Genomic DNA, 16,851 nt, shown 5'->3' on the forward strand with positions numbered 1-16,851 from the left:
TATGGTTCACAACCATACAGCAATGATATATTTAAGGCTTGTTTGTACAAAAATGTGCGTGGAGCATGCGGCATCGTATCCGCACCTGCTGAAAACCACGCGACGTCTCAGCAGCTACCTCCCCTCCCTTATATAAAGAACAAAAATGGCAGTTTGAAGTTTGCCTCGTTGCCCAACGTTTCTATCTGTTAAGGCTCATAGGGCTGATGGCAGGGTTTGGTATACTATACCCTTCTTAGTTAGGATATGGCTAAAATGTTAAACCCAACATTTGGGGGTCTAGCAATTTTAATAAGGGCGATACCAAACGATTTGTTGGAGACCTATCTTTGCCAGAGAAAGTTCTTGTAACATCCGCTTGGCCCTACATCAACGCCACCCCACACTTAGGCAACCTAGTCGGCTCCGTCCTCTCAGCCGACGTAACAGCCCGCTACTACCGATTGAAGGGTGCAGATACGTTGATGGTCAGCGGTTCAGACACCCACGGCACACCCATGGAAGTCGCAGCCCTAAAAGAAGGCATAACCCCCAAAGCCCTCACCGAACGCAACCATGCCAAAGTCGCTGAGCTGTTTCGCCGTTGGGACGCCTCGTTTGATAATTACACCAGCACAGAGAGTCCAGTGCACAAAGAGTTCGTACAAAAAACACTCCTCCAAATAGAAAAAAACGGCTACATCTTCGCCAAAGACACCCAGATGCTCTACTGCGAACATGATCAGCGTTTTCTACCCGACCGCTTCGTGGAGGGCAAATGCCCCTACTGCGGTTGCGAAAAAGCCCGCGGCGACCAATGTGACAGTTGCGGCAAGCTTCTTGAACCCACACTCTTGGTTGAGCCTTACTGCATCATATGCAAAAGCAAACCCATAGTGAAGACCACAAAACACTGGTTCATCGACCTAACTAAACTCGAGCAGCCCCTGATCCAGTACATAGAAAACAACTGTCAACTGCCGACTAACGCCAAGAACTTTAGTTTAAACTGGATAAAAGAGGGCTTAAAACCCCGAGCAGTCACCCGTGACGTGGACTGGGGGATTCCAGCGCCGTTTGAGGGCGCAGAAGGCAAAACGATTTACGTCTGGGTTGAAGCTGTGTTGGGTTATGTTTCAGCCACCATTGAGCATTGCCAACGGCTTGGGCAGCCTGAGCGGTGGCGTGAATTCTGGTTCAACAAAGACGCAAAGACCCTGTACTTTGTTGGCAAAGACAACATCCCCTTCCACACAATCATCCTCCCCGCACTGCTGCTGGCTTCTGGTCAAGGCTACAACCTGCCATGGAACGTGTCCGCAACCGAGTTCCTCCAGTTTCGCGGCCAAAAAGCCTCAAAAAGCCAACGCGTGGGCATCTGGATAGATGAAGCCTTAGAGATGTTTCCTGTGGATTACTGGCGCTTTTTCCTCATTTCGACGCGTCCAGAAAGCAAAGACACTAATTTCACTTGGTGTAGCTTTGCCGATAAAATCAACGCGGACTTAAACGACACCTTCGGCAACTTTATCCACAGAACGCTCTCGTTTATCAACAGCAAATTTGAAGCCACAATCCCCGCACCCACCAAAATGGATGCCGACGACCAAGCGGTGCTCGACTGCGTAAAAGAGAAGGTGGCGCAGGCAGCTAAAGAAATCGAGGATGGTTGGCTTCAATCCGCTGCCAACACGCTTATCGCGATTAGTCGCGCAGGGAACCAGTACTTGAACACTAAAGAGCCCTGGAACCTTATGAAGACCGACAAAGAAAAAGCAGGAACCGTATTCTACGTTTCAGCGCAGGTCGTAAAAGCTATTGCAGTGGTTTGTGAGCCGTTTATGCCCAGGACTGCGCAGCAATTGTGGCAAACCCTAAACCTGGCGGGCGCGGTTGACCAGTGCAAATGGGCAGATGCATTGGTACCTGTTGAGGCTGGACATAAAATCAACAAGCCAACGCCGTTGTTCCACAAGATTGACCCAGACGAAGATATCCTTGACGGGCAACTGGCAGAGGTACGTGCGAAGTTAGGGTCAAAATAGAGCGACCCAGCTATTTCCTACTTTTATTGGTTTTTCCGACATTTTTATAAGTGTAAGTAAGTTAAATTTATGTAAGGAGAAAAGAATTTTGGTTGAAGCAGAGACTGTAACTGTTTCTTCAAAAGGACAGGTAACTCTCCCCTCAAAACTACGAAGACGCCTAAAAATAACCAAAGGCGAAAAACTCTTAATCGTTAACGAAGACAACATAATTAAACTGGTTCCTGTCCCAAAATTATCCAAGCTTGCGGGTGCCGATGAGGAATTATTCGCTCATAGAAAACCCTCGGAAGAACTAAAATCCATGCGCAAAGAGTGGACAACAGAATTTGACAAACGAATCCAAGAACTGTAGATTACTGCTGGACACAAAGCCGTTGATTAAACTCTTCGCAAAAGAACAAGGTTGGGAAGCAGTACAAAATATCATCCTGCAAATAGAAAATGGAGAAATAGACGCAGCCATAAGCGTAGTTACATTAACGGAGATCTATTACAAATATTTGCACGAAAAAAGGCCCGATTTAGCCAAAGCAAGAGTTGAAGCCCTAAAGTATGCGACTTACATAGAAAAAATTGGCATCGACGAAAAAATAGCGATAAAAGCAGGCGACTTTAAAGGAAAATACCGCATCCCCATATCAGACTCACTGATAGCCGCAACGGCATACTACAGCGGCGCCATCACAGTAACTGACGACGATGACTTCAAGCAAATCTCTGAAATAACCGTGTTAAGTGAAAAAGAGTTTCTTTCCTCCAAAAAACAACGTTAAGGAAAAACAGAAAGTGACGATACAAATAAGAGCCGACCTCCACGTTCACACCACTTACTCAAATGACTCGCTAATCACACCCAAAGACCTCGTCTTCTACGCAAAAAAACGCGGCTTAAACGCGTGCGCAGTCACAGACCACAACTTTTTGGATGGCGCTTTCAAGATTGCAAAAGAAACCGATTTCCTCATAATCCCCGGCATGGAAGTCTCCAGTGCCCACGGACACATCGTAGCTCTCAACGTCAAAGAACCCGTACCTCGAGGCTTAAGCGCAACTGAAACGGTGGAGCGCATCCACAAAGCTGGAGGAATAGCCATCGCCTGCCACCCATACGTCTTCTTCAAAGGTTGCCTGCGAAACAACGTCTGCGAAGCCTTCGACGCTATAGAAGTGATTAATGCGCGGGCGTTTCCGTTTGGCAGCAGCGTCAGAAAAGCTCAAGAAGCTGCTGAGAGGTTCAGGTTGTCGCGTGTGGCGGGGACGGATGCGCATTATGGGCCGCAGATTGGATACGGCTACACCGAAATCGAAGCTTCAGCACCAACGGTTGAAGCCGTTGTTGAGGCGATTGTGGAGGGACGTTGTTCACCGCATGGGCAAAGGGTGCCTGTTTATTTGAATGCTGCGCAGACGGTCATGAGGTTTAAGCGGATGGTTAAGAAGCTCAGCCATGTATGAGAGTTTATTGCTGTATCTGCTTTGAACGAATTAGTAGACGGTTGCGGGTATCCACAAAATGAATATATTACGGGAAGCTATTTAGCGCTTTAAGTGGGCAATTTATGAAAACCAAAGTTATCGCAACAGTAGCCGTGATAATAGCAGTTATTGTAGGTGCAACGTTTGCAGCGTTGTACTTCACCACCTACAACAATTTGGTCGCTTTAGACGCCTCAGTAGATGAAAAGTGGGCGCAGGTGGAGCAGGAGCTGCAACGCCGATACGACTTAATCCCCAACGTGGTGGCTGCCGCGCGGGCGTACATCAACTATGAAGGCTCAATCTTAGAGAACATCACAAGACTGAGGAGCCAATGGATGAGTGCAGCACAAAGCGGAGATTTAGACGCAATAAACAGCGCCACCAGCCAGATGGAGTCAGGCATATCAAACTTGGTTGTTACCTTTGAAGCGTACCCTGATCTAAAAGCTTCAAGTGTTGTACAGTCTTTGATGATTACTTTAGAAGGCACAGAAAACAGAATCTCCACCGAACGCATGCGATACAACGAAGCAGTTCGCGACTACAACACCGCCATCAAAGTGTTCCCCGCAAACCTCTGGAGTACAGGATGGGGTTTCACAACTGCGGCGTACTTCCAAGCTAAGGTTGGTTCAACTGAAGTTCCGCCAGTAGATATTTGAGGCAACACATTTTGGCTAAATGCGTCTACGCCATTATTTTTCTCTCACTTCTGCTGATACCAGCCACTTTTGCAGTCCCATGCAACGCCCAACTCATCGAAACCGAATGGATCGACAGCATCGAAAACTACGCCTACGCAATTGACCAAAACACCACTGCAGAAATCGTCGTTTGTGTGTTTCCCTCACTGTTTGGGCATGGCATAAAAGACAAGTCTGGCCAAGAAATCAATGACATAGTCAAGTTAGGGGTTCATGTTTTCAATGATGAGGCGCTGGATGTTTTGGACGGCACGCAGACGGGAATTGGCAAAAAAGGCAAAGACAACGGAGTGCTGGTGCTAGTTGCACTTGCGGAACAGCAGTGGCGCATCGAAGTGGGCTATGGTTTAGAAGGTGACATAACCGACATAGAGACAAACCTAATTGCGCAACAGTACCTTGTGCCAGCTTTAAAGGAGGGCTACTTGGGTCAAGGCCTATACGATACAGTTGTGGCTCTGGGCGAGCAAATTCCTCCAAGCAACCAACCTGCCAGCTATGTTAGGGGTTACTATTACTATGAAAGCGACACCACCACCCCGAAGTCTACGCCGTTTTGGCTCTACGAAATCTATGGGTTACCGCTGTGGCTGATTATTTTGCTTGCAATCCTCGGCGTAGGTGTGCCTGTTTTTGGTGGCAGAGGCCGAAGAGGCGGTGGTCGCTCAGGTGGCGGTGGCTCTTCGGGTAAATGGTAACTTAGAGGTTGAGTCTAAAAGCCAGCATATCGCGCATTATCTTTTTGGAGTCCCTCATGGGGTTGACTTTTGAGCCATTCTTGTTGTGCTCACACCAGTTGACTGGAACTTCAGTTACTGGGAACCCCATCTTTTTGCAGTTCACAATCATTTCCGTGTCAAAAAAGTAGCCGTCTGAGCGGGAATTGCTAAGGACCACTGCGGCGAGGGTTCGGCTCATGGTTTTAAAGCCGCACTGATGGTCACGTATACCGTCGAGGAAAAGCAGCCGTACAAAAACGTTGTAGCTTAGGCTGAACAGGGTTCTTTTGGCGTGGCGCTGCACGTTGGAGCCTTTGACGTGCCGTGATCCGATTGCCATGCCACCGCGGGATTTGGCGACTTCGAAAAGTTTTGGCAAACAGGCAAGATCGGTGGCTAAATCCACATCCATAAACGCTATGTATCTGCCTTTGGAGGCGTTGACGGCGTTTTTGATGGCTTTGCCTTTTCCCAGCCGCTTGGGGTAATGTAGTAGAACCAAATCTGGGTTACCTTTTGCCATTTCGGCGACGATTTTGTCTGTGCCATCCGTGCTGCCGTCTTCGGAAACGATGATTTCGTAGCTATTACAGAATTGTCTAACCGCCGCATCGACTGCTTGTATGCACCGCCGTATCTGCGATGCCTCGTTAAACGCTGGCAGCAGTATGGAGAGTTCCTTTTGGGGCGGTTGATTCTTCAAGCGGATTCCACGACGTTTAGACTTTTGAAGAACCAACCTTCCATAAATTACTTGTGCATCCAGCTGGGGTTTGTTATCGCAAACTCTTTTTAGAACCGCCAACTAATCATCCATCCAAAAAGAGAGGGGCGCAATCATCACCCAAACCAGCAGCACACACAAAAACGGCTTTGTGAAAAACCAGAAATACAGGTTGGCGTTGCTTGCGTTTCTTGTAGTTTTCGCTGCTGCCGCCAGCTACGAGTTAGGGTACATGTCGGTGCAGTGGGATGAGATGCCTCACCTCTTCGGTGCCACCCTACTAAGCCGCGGACAAATTTGGGATTACATGACCACATACGGCTATTACCCGCCTCTTTTTGACTTAGCCGCAACAGGCTTCTTCGCGTTGGTGGGTGTAACTGAGGTGGCGGGGCGGCTTGTAGCGGTTACGTTTTCGGTTTTGGCGATTTGGCTGCTCTTTGAATTCACCAAGCGCACCTATGGACAAAAACACGCCTTGCTTGCCAGTGTATTGTTGGGGACGATGCCGGGGTTCTTTTGGCTCAGCCGCGTAACCATGCTTGAAACCATGCTCATTTTCTTCTTTACGCTGGTCATGTTTGCCTTCTACACTTGGCTAAACAAGCAAGACAGCAACCGGGCATTGATTTTTTGCGGTTTAGCGTTGGGTATAGGTGTCTTGGCGAAGTACCAGATTATCGTAGCCGCGTTAGCGATGCTACTAAGCGTCCTGTTTTTGGCGCGCAAACACCTAAAGCGCAACATCGGCAAACTCGTCGTAATCGGCGTCATCACTGTTTTGATTGTGTCACCGTGGTTCTTGGCGATTTACCACTATAATGGCATGACTAAATTTGAAACCATACAGTACGTCATGAGCGAAGGCGGACAAGACCGCCCTGCATACAGCAACCGCTTCCAACCCTTGCCCATCTTCTACCTCGTCGAGATGACTTGGCCGTTTAAAGACATCCCCGTCCACCCCATTGCGTTACCCATCTTCCTCTTGGGGTTATGCGGGTTGGGGTTGTTTGCGTACCGTAGAAACCGCCAAGACATCTTCTTCTTAACATGGTTCTTGGTGGTTTATGTTTTCTTTTCGTTCATCCCCAACAGGCAATGGCGCTACATCACGCCGCTGTTTCCCATCATGGCGATTTCAGCTGCAAGTTTTGTCATGTTCCTCTACGGCAAAGTGGAACGGTGGCATCCAAAGCAAGTGGGGCTCAAAGCTGAGCGGCTAAAGAAACTGGCTGCATTATCCTTCATCGCGTTGATTGCAGGTGCCGTAGCTTACAGCGGATACGCCTCATATCAAATGACTGAGCGCGACCAAATCCACATCCCAATAAAAGAGGCAACAGCATATCTCGCAGGCAACTTAACCAAAGACCAATCGGCGGTGTTGGTCTGCGCCTACAACCTCTTGAGCCAAGACATGTTCCGCTTCTATTTACCTCAAAACATGTCCAGTGAACAAATCTGGCAGTACCCCGCGCTTGCCGTAGACGCCTTTACGCCGTACTTTAACATAACGGAGTTTGTGGAGTTGTGCCGCGAGCGAAACGTGAAATATATAATACTCTACGATTACGGCGTCAACGCAGAATTCTTCAACACTACGCTTGATTACACACAGGTGAGGCGGATGATTGCCGAGACAGGTTTGTTCGGTGACCCCAAAGACCAACCGTTCTGGGGCGAATACAACGGTTGGATGGGCTACCGCATATTCCTCGTCCGCTTCTTAGGATAACTAGACGGTTTCAAGGAACTCAAAGCCAGTAGCTTTATTTTTAACACGCTTCGCAGAGCCACCCGTCAATTCTAAAATGGCGACTTCGCCTATTTGCCAAACCTCAACCCCCATCCGCACGCAGCCCGTGACTGCGTTGTCGTTGCGCCCGAAGCTTGCATGCATGTGGAGTTTGGGTGTGCCTGATTCATCGGTGAATATGGTGCCGACTCCAGCGCCTTCATGTACCCCTTTGAGTAGCGTAACCATGGGTTGTGGGGGCATGGCGTTGCCGTCTTTGGGTCCGACGACTATTTTGCTTTGGTCTTCTGCGCCGCCTAAAAAGAAGCACAATGCGCTTTTGATTTGTTTTTGAGCTGCTAGTTTCTCGATTTCTTGGTGGAGGATGTCTCCTTGGTGGAGTCGGAGGATGAATATTCTGCCTATGGTGGCTTCAGTGTAGTCCATGTTTAGTCTTCTCTGGTTAAACGGAAGGCGAAGGGGTATAAAAGAATTAAAAAACGCCCATTCAAAGATAAGTGGCCTGTATAAAGCAGATTATGGAGCAATTAGGCAGGCGATTTTTCCTTTAGACGCGGGTTATGTAAAGCGGTTCTTGGGCGTCGTTTTTGCGTGTCTTGGCTGAAACGACGATTTCCGCCATTACCTCTGATGATTCATCTGAAAATTCGAGCTTGGTGATTTTTTTCTGGGACATATTCTGTGACCTCGTAAGAGTCCAACGTAGTATCACAGACCCCTTATAAATGTTGCCTTATTTTTAAAATATTAAACTAAGCGCTCAAACTATTGCAAACCACCCAACAGCAAAAACCACATTGATTTAATCGAAACCCCGCTCAACGGCGGTAGCGGTCGTTTCGCCACACATCGGCGCTGTCACTGTAACCCCGCCGCTCCCAAAACCCCAACTCCTTGACGCGGGTAAATTTTAACCCAACAACCCACAAAGCACTCTTATACGCATATTTACTGGGTACAATTAACCGCACAGGAAACCCAAGCCCCTCCTCTAAAGGTTCATCGTTTAGTTTATGCGCCAAAAGTACATCGTCGCCTGCGAGTTCCTCTCGGAAAAGGGAGGTTGTGTAGTTGTCGGCGCATTCAAACGTGACGGCTCGGGCAACATCGCGGGGTTTGACGAGTGCCTCTATGTCGCGGATACGTACGCCTGTCCATTTGCAGCCCAAAACGCTCCAGCCCTCGACACAGTGAAAATCGCTAACAGAAACGGTCTGCGGCAACGCCAAGAAATCTGACCAGCTAAGCTTGGCGGGGTTTTCGACTTCGCCGTCTATTGTGAGGGTGTATGTTTCGAGTTTTAGCTGCGGATTGGTGGTGGTTATGCCTGGGTGGTCGGTGCCCCATCTTAGAATGTGGTCTGTTTCTGTTTGGTCAGGCGGTAACCTGTTTTGTTTATGAGTCATGGAAAACCCTGTTTTGTTATGGTTTTCTTTGATAATTAAATGTTGTTGTTTAGTTGGTGTTTGATTCAAATTTTTATAAAACTTCACATAGGTATTTAATGTTTTAAAATTATCGATTATTATTAATTAAATTATTGAGAATTTTCAGCTTTAAAAAACAGCATCACAAATATATCTTAACATTTCATAAACAATATAGTTGTCACCGACCTTCTTGATTTAAGAATCTATACAGGGGAACAGAACACACCATGAAAATCAAAGGAAAAATGTTAGCATCCTATATGCTAATAGTTGCTCTTTTCGTCGGCATAGGCGTTGCCATAACATTAAACACAATGAAAATGAGCGAAATCCAAGCCAACGTAAACAAGCAAGTAGAAATCGGAAACTACGCAAACGCATACCAGAAAGGTTTCCAGCTAAGAAGTCAAGGACTTGCTGAAGTCACAAATGACCCAGAAAACGCAATCAAAGACACACAAACAGGCCAAACCCTGACAGCCGCAACCTCAGAATACCTATCAAATAACCTACCAAAAGACTCAACCCTATACACAGTTTTTAGCTTATGTAAACAAATAGATACAACCATCATAACACCAGCCGTTGACAAAGCAATCCAAGCATACAGTTCAAAAGACATGACTGGTTTTGCTGCACAGATGGAAATCATCGAAAACGCAAATCGCGAAGTCGACGCAAACATGGACAACTTCCAGCTGCTAGTAGTAGAAAACGTGCAAGCTGCAACTGAGGAATCACAGAACTACGCAAACTTTAGTGTACTCCTTTCAGCAGCAGGCATCTCCTCTATTGCAGTCGTGTCAATCGTGATGGCATTAGTCATGGGCAACCGCATCACTAATCCACTCAAAAAACTAACTGACATCGCAGGCAAAGTAAGCATGGGCGAACTTGAACACGAAGTTAAAATCAACAGCAAAGACGAAATCGGCGACTTAGGCGAAGCCTTCCAGAGAATGATAAACGCCTTCAAGATGACAAGTGCAATGAGCCAAACGGAGGAATAAGTCAATGTCACTGGAACAACAATGCCTAGCCGTACTGACAAAACAGATGGGTCCAGCAGCTAAAGCCTTCCTTGAGAGGCAGTGCAAGTCACACCTCAAAAAGGAACCCGCCGCATTACAGAAAAGCGACCTTGACGAATTGGCGAAGTGGTGCCAAATCGGTACGCAACTCATCTTGGGTCAAGTAGTCGGGGACAAAGTCAAAGCTGACCTATTGGCACTCAAATAAGCCAAACACCCTTTTTCCTTTTTTCAAATTTTATTGACCAAAAAAGAAGCTCAACTGTTTCTGCTTAGGTTCTTCTTTGCTGAATCCTGAAACCTTCACGCCGACCCGTCGGATTTCCAGCGGCGACTCAGAGAGGAACTTTTCAAACAGTGACTTGACGTTTCTTAGGATTGTTTCTTTGTCTTTGGCTGGTTGCTCTAACGTGATTGAGCGGGTTTTGCTACTTAAATCCACGTTAACCACGTAGATAGAGATGGTTTTGTAGTTGTAGCCTTTGGCTGTGACTTCTTTGTAAACGTATTCGGTTAGTTCGTCAGTTTTCTGCAGAATAAAAGCGAGGTCGTGTGTGTCTTGTTTTAGGGTGCCGATTTTACTTATGGATTCGGCTTCGCCTTGCTCTTGGACGGGTTCGTTGTCGATGGCGTTGGCGGCGTTGTGGAAGTATATGCCGAGAGCTTTGCCGAAGACTTCGATGAGCACTTGGCAGTCGTAGTTTGCTAGGTCGCGGATGGTTTTTATGCCCATCTTTTCCATTCGGGCGGTGGTTTTTTTGCCCACACCCAGCAGTCGGTCAACGGGCAGCGGTGCAAGAAACGCCTCGGCTTCGTCGGGTTTGATGATGGTTAAGCCGTCGGGTTTTTGGCTGTCGCAGGCAATTTTTGCCACAAGCTTGTTGGGTCCAACGCCGATGGTGAAAGTTATGCCGACTTGTGCTTTCACGTCAGCTTTGATTTTGAGGGCGTAATCCTTTGCCTTTTCAAAGCTACCCTCCACCTGCTCCGTGACATCCAAATAAGCTTCATCCACGCTGACCTGTTCGATGGCGGATGCGTGGGTTCGGAAGATATTCATGATTTTGGTGCTGATTTCGTCGTAGTACTCGTGGTCAACCTTGAAGAAAACCGCGTCGGTGCCTTCAAGTTTCTGTTTAGCCATAAAAAGTGGGAGCCCTGATTTGACGCCGTATTTGCGGGCGATGTAGTTACTGGTAGATACCGCTCCGCTGTCTTCGGTACGCCCCGAATAGACACCGACCACGATGGGTTTGTCTTTAATAGCTGGGTTTCGGAGTTCCTCGCATTGGGCAAAGAAGTAATCGAAGTCAGCCAACATTATCACGCGAGTCTGCACTGTTTAACCTCCTTTGCTTTAGGCATAAGCCACGAGCCATCGCAGGCAGCCGTATTCAACTCGGCTAAGCCTTCACGGCAAACCCCAAACCCTAAACCGCAGTTCACCGCCGAATCCCTCACACCCTTGAGAAGCTTGAATCGGTACTCTTTAGGCAAGAGCACGCTTCCGCCGACACGTTCACCCTGCTGAAAATACAGCGGCTTAAGCGGCTCCATCACCTTCGGCAAGGCTTTGGCGAGGCGTGCCCAGTTGTCGGGTTTGGCTTTGTAGGTTGAGGCGGTTATGTGTTTGACGCCGATGCTGGCTAAGTCTGAGATGAGTTTTTGGGGTTGGTCGTTTAGGTTGGGAATGATGGGGTCTATGCGGACGGAGACGGGGATGCCTGCTTTGGCGAGGTCTTGGGCTGCTCTAATCCGCTGGCTTGGCGGCGGCGCGTAAGGCTCAATGATTCTAGCGAGGTTATCGTCATCTGTAGTTATTGTTAGCGCCACCGTGGCGGGCACCTTGCAGAGCAGGTCGTCGTCTCGGGTGACGAGGTTGCTTTTGGTTATGATTTGGACTCGACAGTTGTACTCCGCTAAAACTTCGAGGCACCGCCGAGTTAAACCCTCGGAGGCTTCTATTTGAGGGTATGGATCGGATGAGTTGGAAAGCGATACGGTTTCGCCGTTGAGTTTTACTGCTTCCCTCTTTAGCGTGGTAAGGAGCTCTTTTTTTGGGTGAATTTCGTGGAAGTTTTGGATGTAGCTGGATGCGTAGCAGTAGAGGCATTGGTGGTCGCAGCCTGTGTAGGGGTTAAAGGTCAACTTGGCTGGGCATGTGCAGAGGCTGGAACGCCATGGGTCAAAGGGGGAAATCAGCGGCAATCTGCGTCACTAAGCAGTATATTGGTGGGGTTTGGGTCAAAAAGGATTCGCTTTATCCCATCAAAAAGTTAGTCAAGAAACCTTGACTAAACTTTAGTCCAGAAACCTTGACAAAAACGCTTTTACATCAAAAAAAGGAAGCAGCATAATGGAGCGATATGTAATGGCAACAAACCACTATGTGATTAACCACAGACTAATGTTGCGAATCCAGAAAAAAGGAACCCTCTCATGTCTAATCTGCCACAAACCCATCCTAGAAGGGCAACGGGTTGCAGCCCGAAAAGCCACCGCGCTAAGACATGAAGAATGCTACCAAAAATCCTTCTTCTAAAACCCCAAAAACCATACGGAAACGCGTTGACTGCATCGAAAGTGTTTTAAACACTTTCAAGTCTTTTCCAATCTTGGGAAAGGACAGCCAGTGAGGAAAACGTCACTCTTCGAGTTCGAAGTGCCATCCTACCGCAAACGCGCAGTCGGACTCGACGCCAACACTAAACGCCCACGATAAAGCGGTTGACACTTGAGGCAAAGCAAACCTAAGTGCCCACTTGACTAGCAGATTTTCTCGAAGACAAACAGGAAGCAAAGCTTCCCCGCTTAACATAAACAAAGACCGAAATCAAAACCACAACAAAAACCAAAAGCGCAACCCAAATTGTCGACTCTTGGGTTGGCGTGTCTTTGGGGGTTGCAGGTAGAGTGTTGCTTGCGAAGACTATGACTAAATCGCCTGGTAAGTCTGTGGCGTATTGAGATTGCATTTCCATTTTTAGAGTGTTGATTGGGTCTTCTTGGGTTAGGTTGTATTCTTTAGGTATCCAGTCTCTTGGCGAACTATTGGGCGGCGCGGTGTAAACATGCAATTCAGCGATGTCAGTTTCGAATTGGATCGTGAAATAGGCTGTGGATGTGGGGTTTTCTGCAGACAGGTACTGGGCGATGTTGAGGTCGTAGAGGAACACGTAGCTCCCGTTTATGGTTTCTAGCGGGTGCTCGTAGTGAATTCGTAGGGTGAACTCGTCTGAGATGTTTTCGAGCAGGCAGTAGATTTGCCCCCAGTCACCTATAGCGGTTTTATGCAGCATCGAAGGATACACCTGGGTGTAATTGCTCCATGCCAACTCTTTGCCGTCTAAGGTGACAGTGATGTTTGTTGCGTTGGGCGGCATAGGATAGAGCATCGGCAACCCGTCGAGGTTTAGTTTGTCTGTGTAGATGGGGTATTCGCCGTCAATTTTAACCCACAATACACCGTTAACTTCGGAGATGGTGTAGCTGATGTGTTCTCTGGGCATCGCAAACTTTGGAAACGCCTGCTGATTCACGGAGGCAGCGCAAACTCCTACGCCAACTACTATGAAAATGACAAACGCAAAAGCAATGAAGACAGCAGTCGGCTTCATGAATCAACAACAAAAGGTTCCCAGAGACGCTTTTAACATTTTGCACACAACAATCCAAGAGGCGTGGTGGTGTAAGCTTTTAATTAGGCTGGACGCTTAGTTTTGGTAAGAGTCTGTTTTATTCGAGGCTTTTTGGGAATAGTTATGGGCACCTGCAAAGAGAAACCAGAGCACGCACTTGGAGAAGAATCAGAAAACAAACGAGTACTTGTCGGCTTCGCGGTTTGGCTGGGCATAACCATACTTGTATGCGGCGTACTCGACATATTCTTCGACGGCATCCCCATCAACTTCACCGTTCCCCTCCTCAATCTCCCCGCGTCAGTAAGTATGATTCTATACTACACAGCCATCTTAGCCGCCGCTATCTACATCGGCATCACAGGCTTAAAAGAACTCGTGGTTGAGCGGCGTTTCAGCGTTGAATTTCTCATGGCAGTTGCTGGGCTGGGCGCTTTGGCGCTGGATTACCGCTTCGAAGCAGCCACCGTGCTCTTTCTGTACTGCATCGCCGAGTACTTTGAGGGCTACATTCAAAATCGTGCTCGGCGGACAGTGGAGAAGCTTTCAAGGGTGATTCCTGAAAACGCCCGCTTAATAATCGACGGAAAAGAAGTAAGCGTCAAGGTCTCCGAAGTACAAACAGGCAGCACCATAATGGTTAAACCGGGTGAGCGAATTCCGCTTGACGGCAACGTGGTAGATGGGTTTTCGCATGTGGATCAGGCGCTGGTGACTGGGGAATCGGTGCCTGTGCCTAAACGGGTCAACGACTGCGTCTTTGCAGGCACCCTCAACACAGGTGGCGTACTCAAAATCGCCGTAACCAAGAAAGCCAGCGAAACTCTCGTCTCCCGAATTGTAGAGTTGGTTGTGGAGTCGCAAAAGCGGAAAGCAGGCATCGAGCGATTGGTGGACCGTTTTGCGCGGTTCTATGTACCAGTTGTTATTGCTTTGGCGGTTTTCACAGCTGCGGGGCTACCGTTTTTGCTGGGAGGCGGCTTTGAAACGTGGTTTTACCGTTCCCTTATCCTGCTGGTAGTGTCCTGTCCAAGCGCGTTTATCATCTCGGTGCCCGCAACGATTTTCGTAGCGATAACGATTGCCGCTAAACATGGCGTCATAATCAAAGGCGGCGTCTTCATCGAAAAACTCGCCAAAGTCAAACGAGTCATCTTCGACAAAACAGGAACATTGACGCTTGGGCGGCAAGCAGTTCATGAAGTCAGACGCGTGGACTTAACCAAAGCGGAGGATGAAGCAATCGCGTACGCAGCGGCGCTGGACCAGTTCTCCAATCACCCCATCGCCCAAGCCATCGTACGCAAAGCCGTGGAACGCAAGATTGATTTAAGCAAACTCAAAGTCACCGACGTAGTTGAAGTCCCCGGAAAAGGCATCGTTGGCTTAGTTAACGACAAACACGTTGCCATCGGCAACCTCGAATTCATGCGTGAATTGGGCTGCGACTGCACTGAAGCGTTTGAAATCACTGAGGGAGACGTTCACACAGCGGTTTGTGTCTCAGTTGCGAAGACTGGGTTGGCTGCGGTTTGTGTGGTTGATCAAGTCCGTGAGGATGCGCTAAGAGCAGTAAAAGAGCTTAAAGCCTCAGGGGTTAAAACTGCGATGCTCACAGGTGACCGAGCTGAAATCGCCAACGACACCGCAGTTGGACTGGGCATCGAAGAGGTGCATTCTGAGCTTTTCCCAGAAGACAAACTGCGCTGTATAGAGGACATGAAGGGCAAAGACGGGTTGGTGGCGATGGTGGGCGACGGCGTGAACGATGCGCCTGCGTTGGCGGCTAGCGATGTGGGAATTGCCATGGGTGCGCGCGGTGTGGATGTGGCGTTGGAGTCGGCTGATGTTGTGTTGGTCAAAGACGAGTTGGCACAAATCCCATATCTGCTAAAGTTGAGCCAGAAAGCTATGGTTATCGCCAAACAAAACATCGCCGCGTCACTGGCAATAAAGTTTGTTTTAGGCGCTTTGGGGTTGGTGGGGTTGACGCCGCTTTGGTTTACGGTGGCGGCAGGCGACGACGGCGTAACCATGCTACTGCTCCTCAACACGCTCCGTCTGGAACGCATCAAATAGTTGCTCTTGGATGACTAGAATTTAAGGCGCATACGAAACCTTATCCGCAAAGGCTGGAGCGACGCTACTGCTCTGCCATAGACCCCCCTCCCTTATCGGTAGATCAAAAACTCAATCTTGGTAGTTGGTGTGGGCCCCTCTTGTTTCATCATCTTCCAGCCGACTGCGCAGGCGACTGTTTTTGGACTCTGGAATGTGTGTTACGTTGCAGGCTGGTTGTGGCGCCTTCCGCAAGCAGAACAAACAAAACAGACAATTCTTGATCCACTGATTATATAAAGAACAAAGGCACTAATGCGTGCTGATCCTTCAGAGCAACAGGTCGCTAAGTAACAGCAGAACGAGTGATGAATAACTTATCGTACCAACATTTTAGTGAGCATATGCAGAAACAAAATACTGGAGTTAGCCCCAATAAAATGGGGGCTAGTGGTTGGTTAGTCGTCGTCGGGTTCTCTGTCTCTTAGGAGCGAAGCGATGGATATGACTGCGGCTATGATGCTTACGATGAGGGCTGCATAGAGGATGGTGTTGTCTGCGTCCTTTCCAGCGGGACCCGCCGCACCCTTTGGACCTCTGTCTCCAGTAGCGCCTGTGTCGCCTTTGGGGCCTGTTAAATCTGGGACAGTTATGGCTGCGTTTGCTGTTGCGCCAGTCTGGGTTCCAGCAATTAGGGTGTAGTTGCCGCTTATACTTGTGGGAATTATGAGGGTTAGCGTGAAGTTGCCGAGTGTGTCTGTCACTGCGTAATCGGTAAAGTTGTAGGAGGAATAGGCGGTACCCAGCATTGTGAAGAAGACTATTTGTTTTGAACCGAAACCGCTGCCAACTACTTTGATGATGTTACTGTTGGCTGGCGAGACCGTTATTTTGGGGGTTGTTGAAATGGCGATGGTGTATTCTCTGGATGCAACCTGTGATGAGGTTTTAGCGTATACGTTGTATGTTCCGTATGTTGCGGGGGGTAAGGTGACTTCTTTTGAAAACATACCCTGAGGAGTGGTGGCTATGGATTCAGTGAAGTTGTATACGACTACTCCTGTGGTGGCGTTTACCAACGCAAGGTAAACAGGTTCGTTTGGGTCGAAGCCGTTGCCCACTACAGATATGACATTGGCGTTACTTGTGGGAACAACCATTAAGGTTGCCACAGTGGCTGCGCTTGCCGTTGCCAAAATGGGCATAGATAGCATAACGCAGATCACTGCCAAGATTGAGAAGTTTTGAATTCTTTTGTTGATTCTTTGTTGTTTACTCATTT

19 protein-coding genes are annotated in these 16,851 nt (G+C 48.3%); 11 read left to right on the top strand and 8 right to left on the bottom strand.

Features of this window, described 5'->3' with window-relative positions; genetic code table 11:
- Window positions 1-329: 329 nt before the first annotated feature.
- From metG to NWE96_07785, 6 genes are all read left to right on the top strand, one after another.
- Window positions 330-2,024, top strand: coding sequence for a methionine--tRNA ligase (gene metG / locus NWE96_07760; GenBank protein ID MCW3983877.1), 1,695 nt, complete (start codon window positions 330-332; stop codon window positions 2,022-2,024).
- Between the two features lie 88 nt (window positions 2,025-2,112).
- Entirely contained in the window at window positions 2,113-2,379 is a 267-nt protein-coding gene (locus tag NWE96_07765) for an AbrB/MazE/SpoVT family DNA-binding domain-containing protein (GenBank protein MCW3983878.1), read from the top strand.
- Window positions 2,354-2,800: a PIN domain-containing protein gene (locus NWE96_07770; protein ID MCW3983879.1), complete on the top strand. Its 447-nt coding sequence runs from the start codon at window positions 2,354-2,356 to the stop codon at window positions 2,798-2,800. The genes NWE96_07765 and NWE96_07770 overlap by 26 nt, the downstream gene beginning before the upstream one ends.
- 13 nt (window positions 2,801-2,813) lie before the next feature.
- Window positions 2,814-3,482, top strand: coding sequence for a CehA/McbA family metallohydrolase (locus NWE96_07775; protein MCW3983880.1), 669 nt, complete (start codon window positions 2,814-2,816; stop codon window positions 3,480-3,482).
- A gap of 104 nt (window positions 3,483-3,586) precedes the next feature.
- Window positions 3,587-4,168, top strand: a complete 582-nt coding sequence (locus tag NWE96_07780) for a LemA family protein (GenBank protein MCW3983881.1) — start codon at window positions 3,587-3,589, stop codon at window positions 4,166-4,168.
- A gap of 11 nt (window positions 4,169-4,179) precedes the next feature.
- The gene (locus NWE96_07785; protein ID MCW3983882.1) at window positions 4,180-4,908 is read left to right on the top strand and encodes a TPM domain-containing protein; all 729 of its coding nucleotides are present in this window, start codon (window positions 4,180-4,182) and stop codon (window positions 4,906-4,908) included.
- A 1-nt stretch (window position 4,909) separates the two neighbouring features.
- On the opposite strand, the gene NWE96_07790 is transcribed toward NWE96_07785, so the two are convergent.
- Entirely contained in the window at window positions 4,910-5,632 is a 723-nt protein-coding gene (locus NWE96_07790) for a glycosyltransferase family 2 protein (GenBank protein ID MCW3983883.1), read from the bottom strand.
- A gap of 172 nt (window positions 5,633-5,804) precedes the next feature.
- On the opposite strand from NWE96_07790, the gene NWE96_07795 reads away from it, so the two are divergent.
- On the top strand, window positions 5,805-7,391 hold the full coding sequence (locus tag NWE96_07795) for a glycosyltransferase family 39 protein (GenBank protein ID MCW3983884.1): 1,587 nt from the start codon (window positions 5,805-5,807) through the stop codon (window positions 7,389-7,391).
- Here the strand turns inward: NWE96_07795 and NWE96_07800 are convergent, their stop codons facing one another.
- The 3 genes from NWE96_07800 to NWE96_07810 all read right to left on the bottom strand — a co-directional run bounded on the left by NWE96_07800 (window position 7,392) and on the right by NWE96_07810 (window position 8,818).
- Window positions 7,392-7,838 (bottom strand): DNA-binding protein, encoded by a 447-nt coding sequence (locus tag NWE96_07800; protein ID MCW3983885.1) that lies wholly within the window; start codon window positions 7,836-7,838, stop codon window positions 7,392-7,394.
- A gap of 121 nt (window positions 7,839-7,959) precedes the next feature.
- Window positions 7,960-8,088 carry a hypothetical protein gene (locus NWE96_07805; GenBank protein MCW3983886.1) on the bottom strand — a complete coding sequence of 43 codons (129 nt, stop codon included), beginning with the start codon at window positions 8,086-8,088 and terminating at the stop codon, window positions 7,960-7,962.
- 142 nt (window positions 8,089-8,230) lie between these two features.
- Entirely contained in the window at window positions 8,231-8,818 is a 588-nt protein-coding gene (locus NWE96_07810; GenBank protein ID MCW3983887.1) for a molybdopterin-dependent oxidoreductase, read from the bottom strand.
- A gap of 251 nt (window positions 8,819-9,069) precedes the next feature.
- Here NWE96_07810 and NWE96_07815 point away from each other — a divergent pair, with 251 nt between their 5' ends.
- Together NWE96_07815 and NWE96_07820 are read left to right on the top strand one after the other, a co-directional pair.
- Window positions 9,070-9,852 (top strand): HAMP domain-containing protein, encoded by a 783-nt coding sequence (locus NWE96_07815; GenBank protein ID MCW3983888.1) that lies wholly within the window; start codon window positions 9,070-9,072, stop codon window positions 9,850-9,852.
- A 4-nt stretch (window positions 9,853-9,856) separates the two neighbouring features.
- Window positions 9,857-10,081: a hypothetical protein gene (locus tag NWE96_07820; GenBank protein MCW3983889.1), complete on the top strand. Its 225-nt coding sequence runs from the start codon at window positions 9,857-9,859 to the stop codon at window positions 10,079-10,081.
- Window positions 10,082-10,111: 30 nt separating this feature from the next.
- Here NWE96_07820 and dinB read toward each other — a convergent pair whose 3' ends face one another.
- Window positions 10,112-11,212 carry a DNA polymerase IV gene (gene dinB, locus NWE96_07825; GenBank protein ID MCW3983890.1) on the bottom strand — a complete coding sequence of 367 codons (1,101 nt, stop codon included), beginning with the start codon at window positions 11,210-11,212 and terminating at the stop codon, window positions 10,112-10,114.
- Window positions 11,197-12,081, bottom strand: coding sequence for a radical SAM protein (locus tag NWE96_07830; protein ID MCW3983891.1), 885 nt, complete (start codon window positions 12,079-12,081; stop codon window positions 11,197-11,199). Before NWE96_07830 ends, dinB begins: the two co-directional genes overlap by 16 nt.
- A gap of 148 nt (window positions 12,082-12,229) precedes the next feature.
- On the opposite strand from NWE96_07830, the gene NWE96_07835 reads away from it, so the two are divergent.
- A complete protein-coding gene (locus NWE96_07835; GenBank protein MCW3983892.1) occupies window positions 12,230-12,415 on the top strand; it encodes a hypothetical protein in 186 nt (61 codons plus the stop codon).
- A 208-nt stretch (window positions 12,416-12,623) separates the two neighbouring features.
- On the opposite strand, the gene NWE96_07840 is transcribed toward NWE96_07835, so the two are convergent.
- Entirely contained in the window at window positions 12,624-13,490 is an 867-nt protein-coding gene (locus NWE96_07840; GenBank protein ID MCW3983893.1) for a hypothetical protein, read from the bottom strand.
- 144 nt (window positions 13,491-13,634) lie between these two features.
- Between NWE96_07840 and NWE96_07845 the strand changes: the two genes are divergently transcribed.
- Window positions 13,635-15,590, top strand: a complete 1,956-nt coding sequence (locus NWE96_07845; protein MCW3983894.1) for a cation-translocating P-type ATPase — start codon at window positions 13,635-13,637, stop codon at window positions 15,588-15,590.
- Between the two features lie 437 nt (window positions 15,591-16,027).
- Here NWE96_07845 and NWE96_07850 read toward each other — a convergent pair whose 3' ends face one another.
- Window positions 16,028-16,849 carry a collagen-like protein gene (locus tag NWE96_07850; GenBank protein MCW3983895.1) on the bottom strand — a complete coding sequence of 274 codons (822 nt, stop codon included), beginning with the start codon at window positions 16,847-16,849 and terminating at the stop codon, window positions 16,028-16,030.
- Window positions 16,850-16,851 lie beyond the last annotated feature (2 nt).

Source organism: Candidatus Bathyarchaeota archaeon, from assembly GCA_026014685.1.
GTDB lineage: Archaea > Thermoproteota > Bathyarchaeia > Bathyarchaeales > Bathycorpusculaceae > Bathycorpusculum.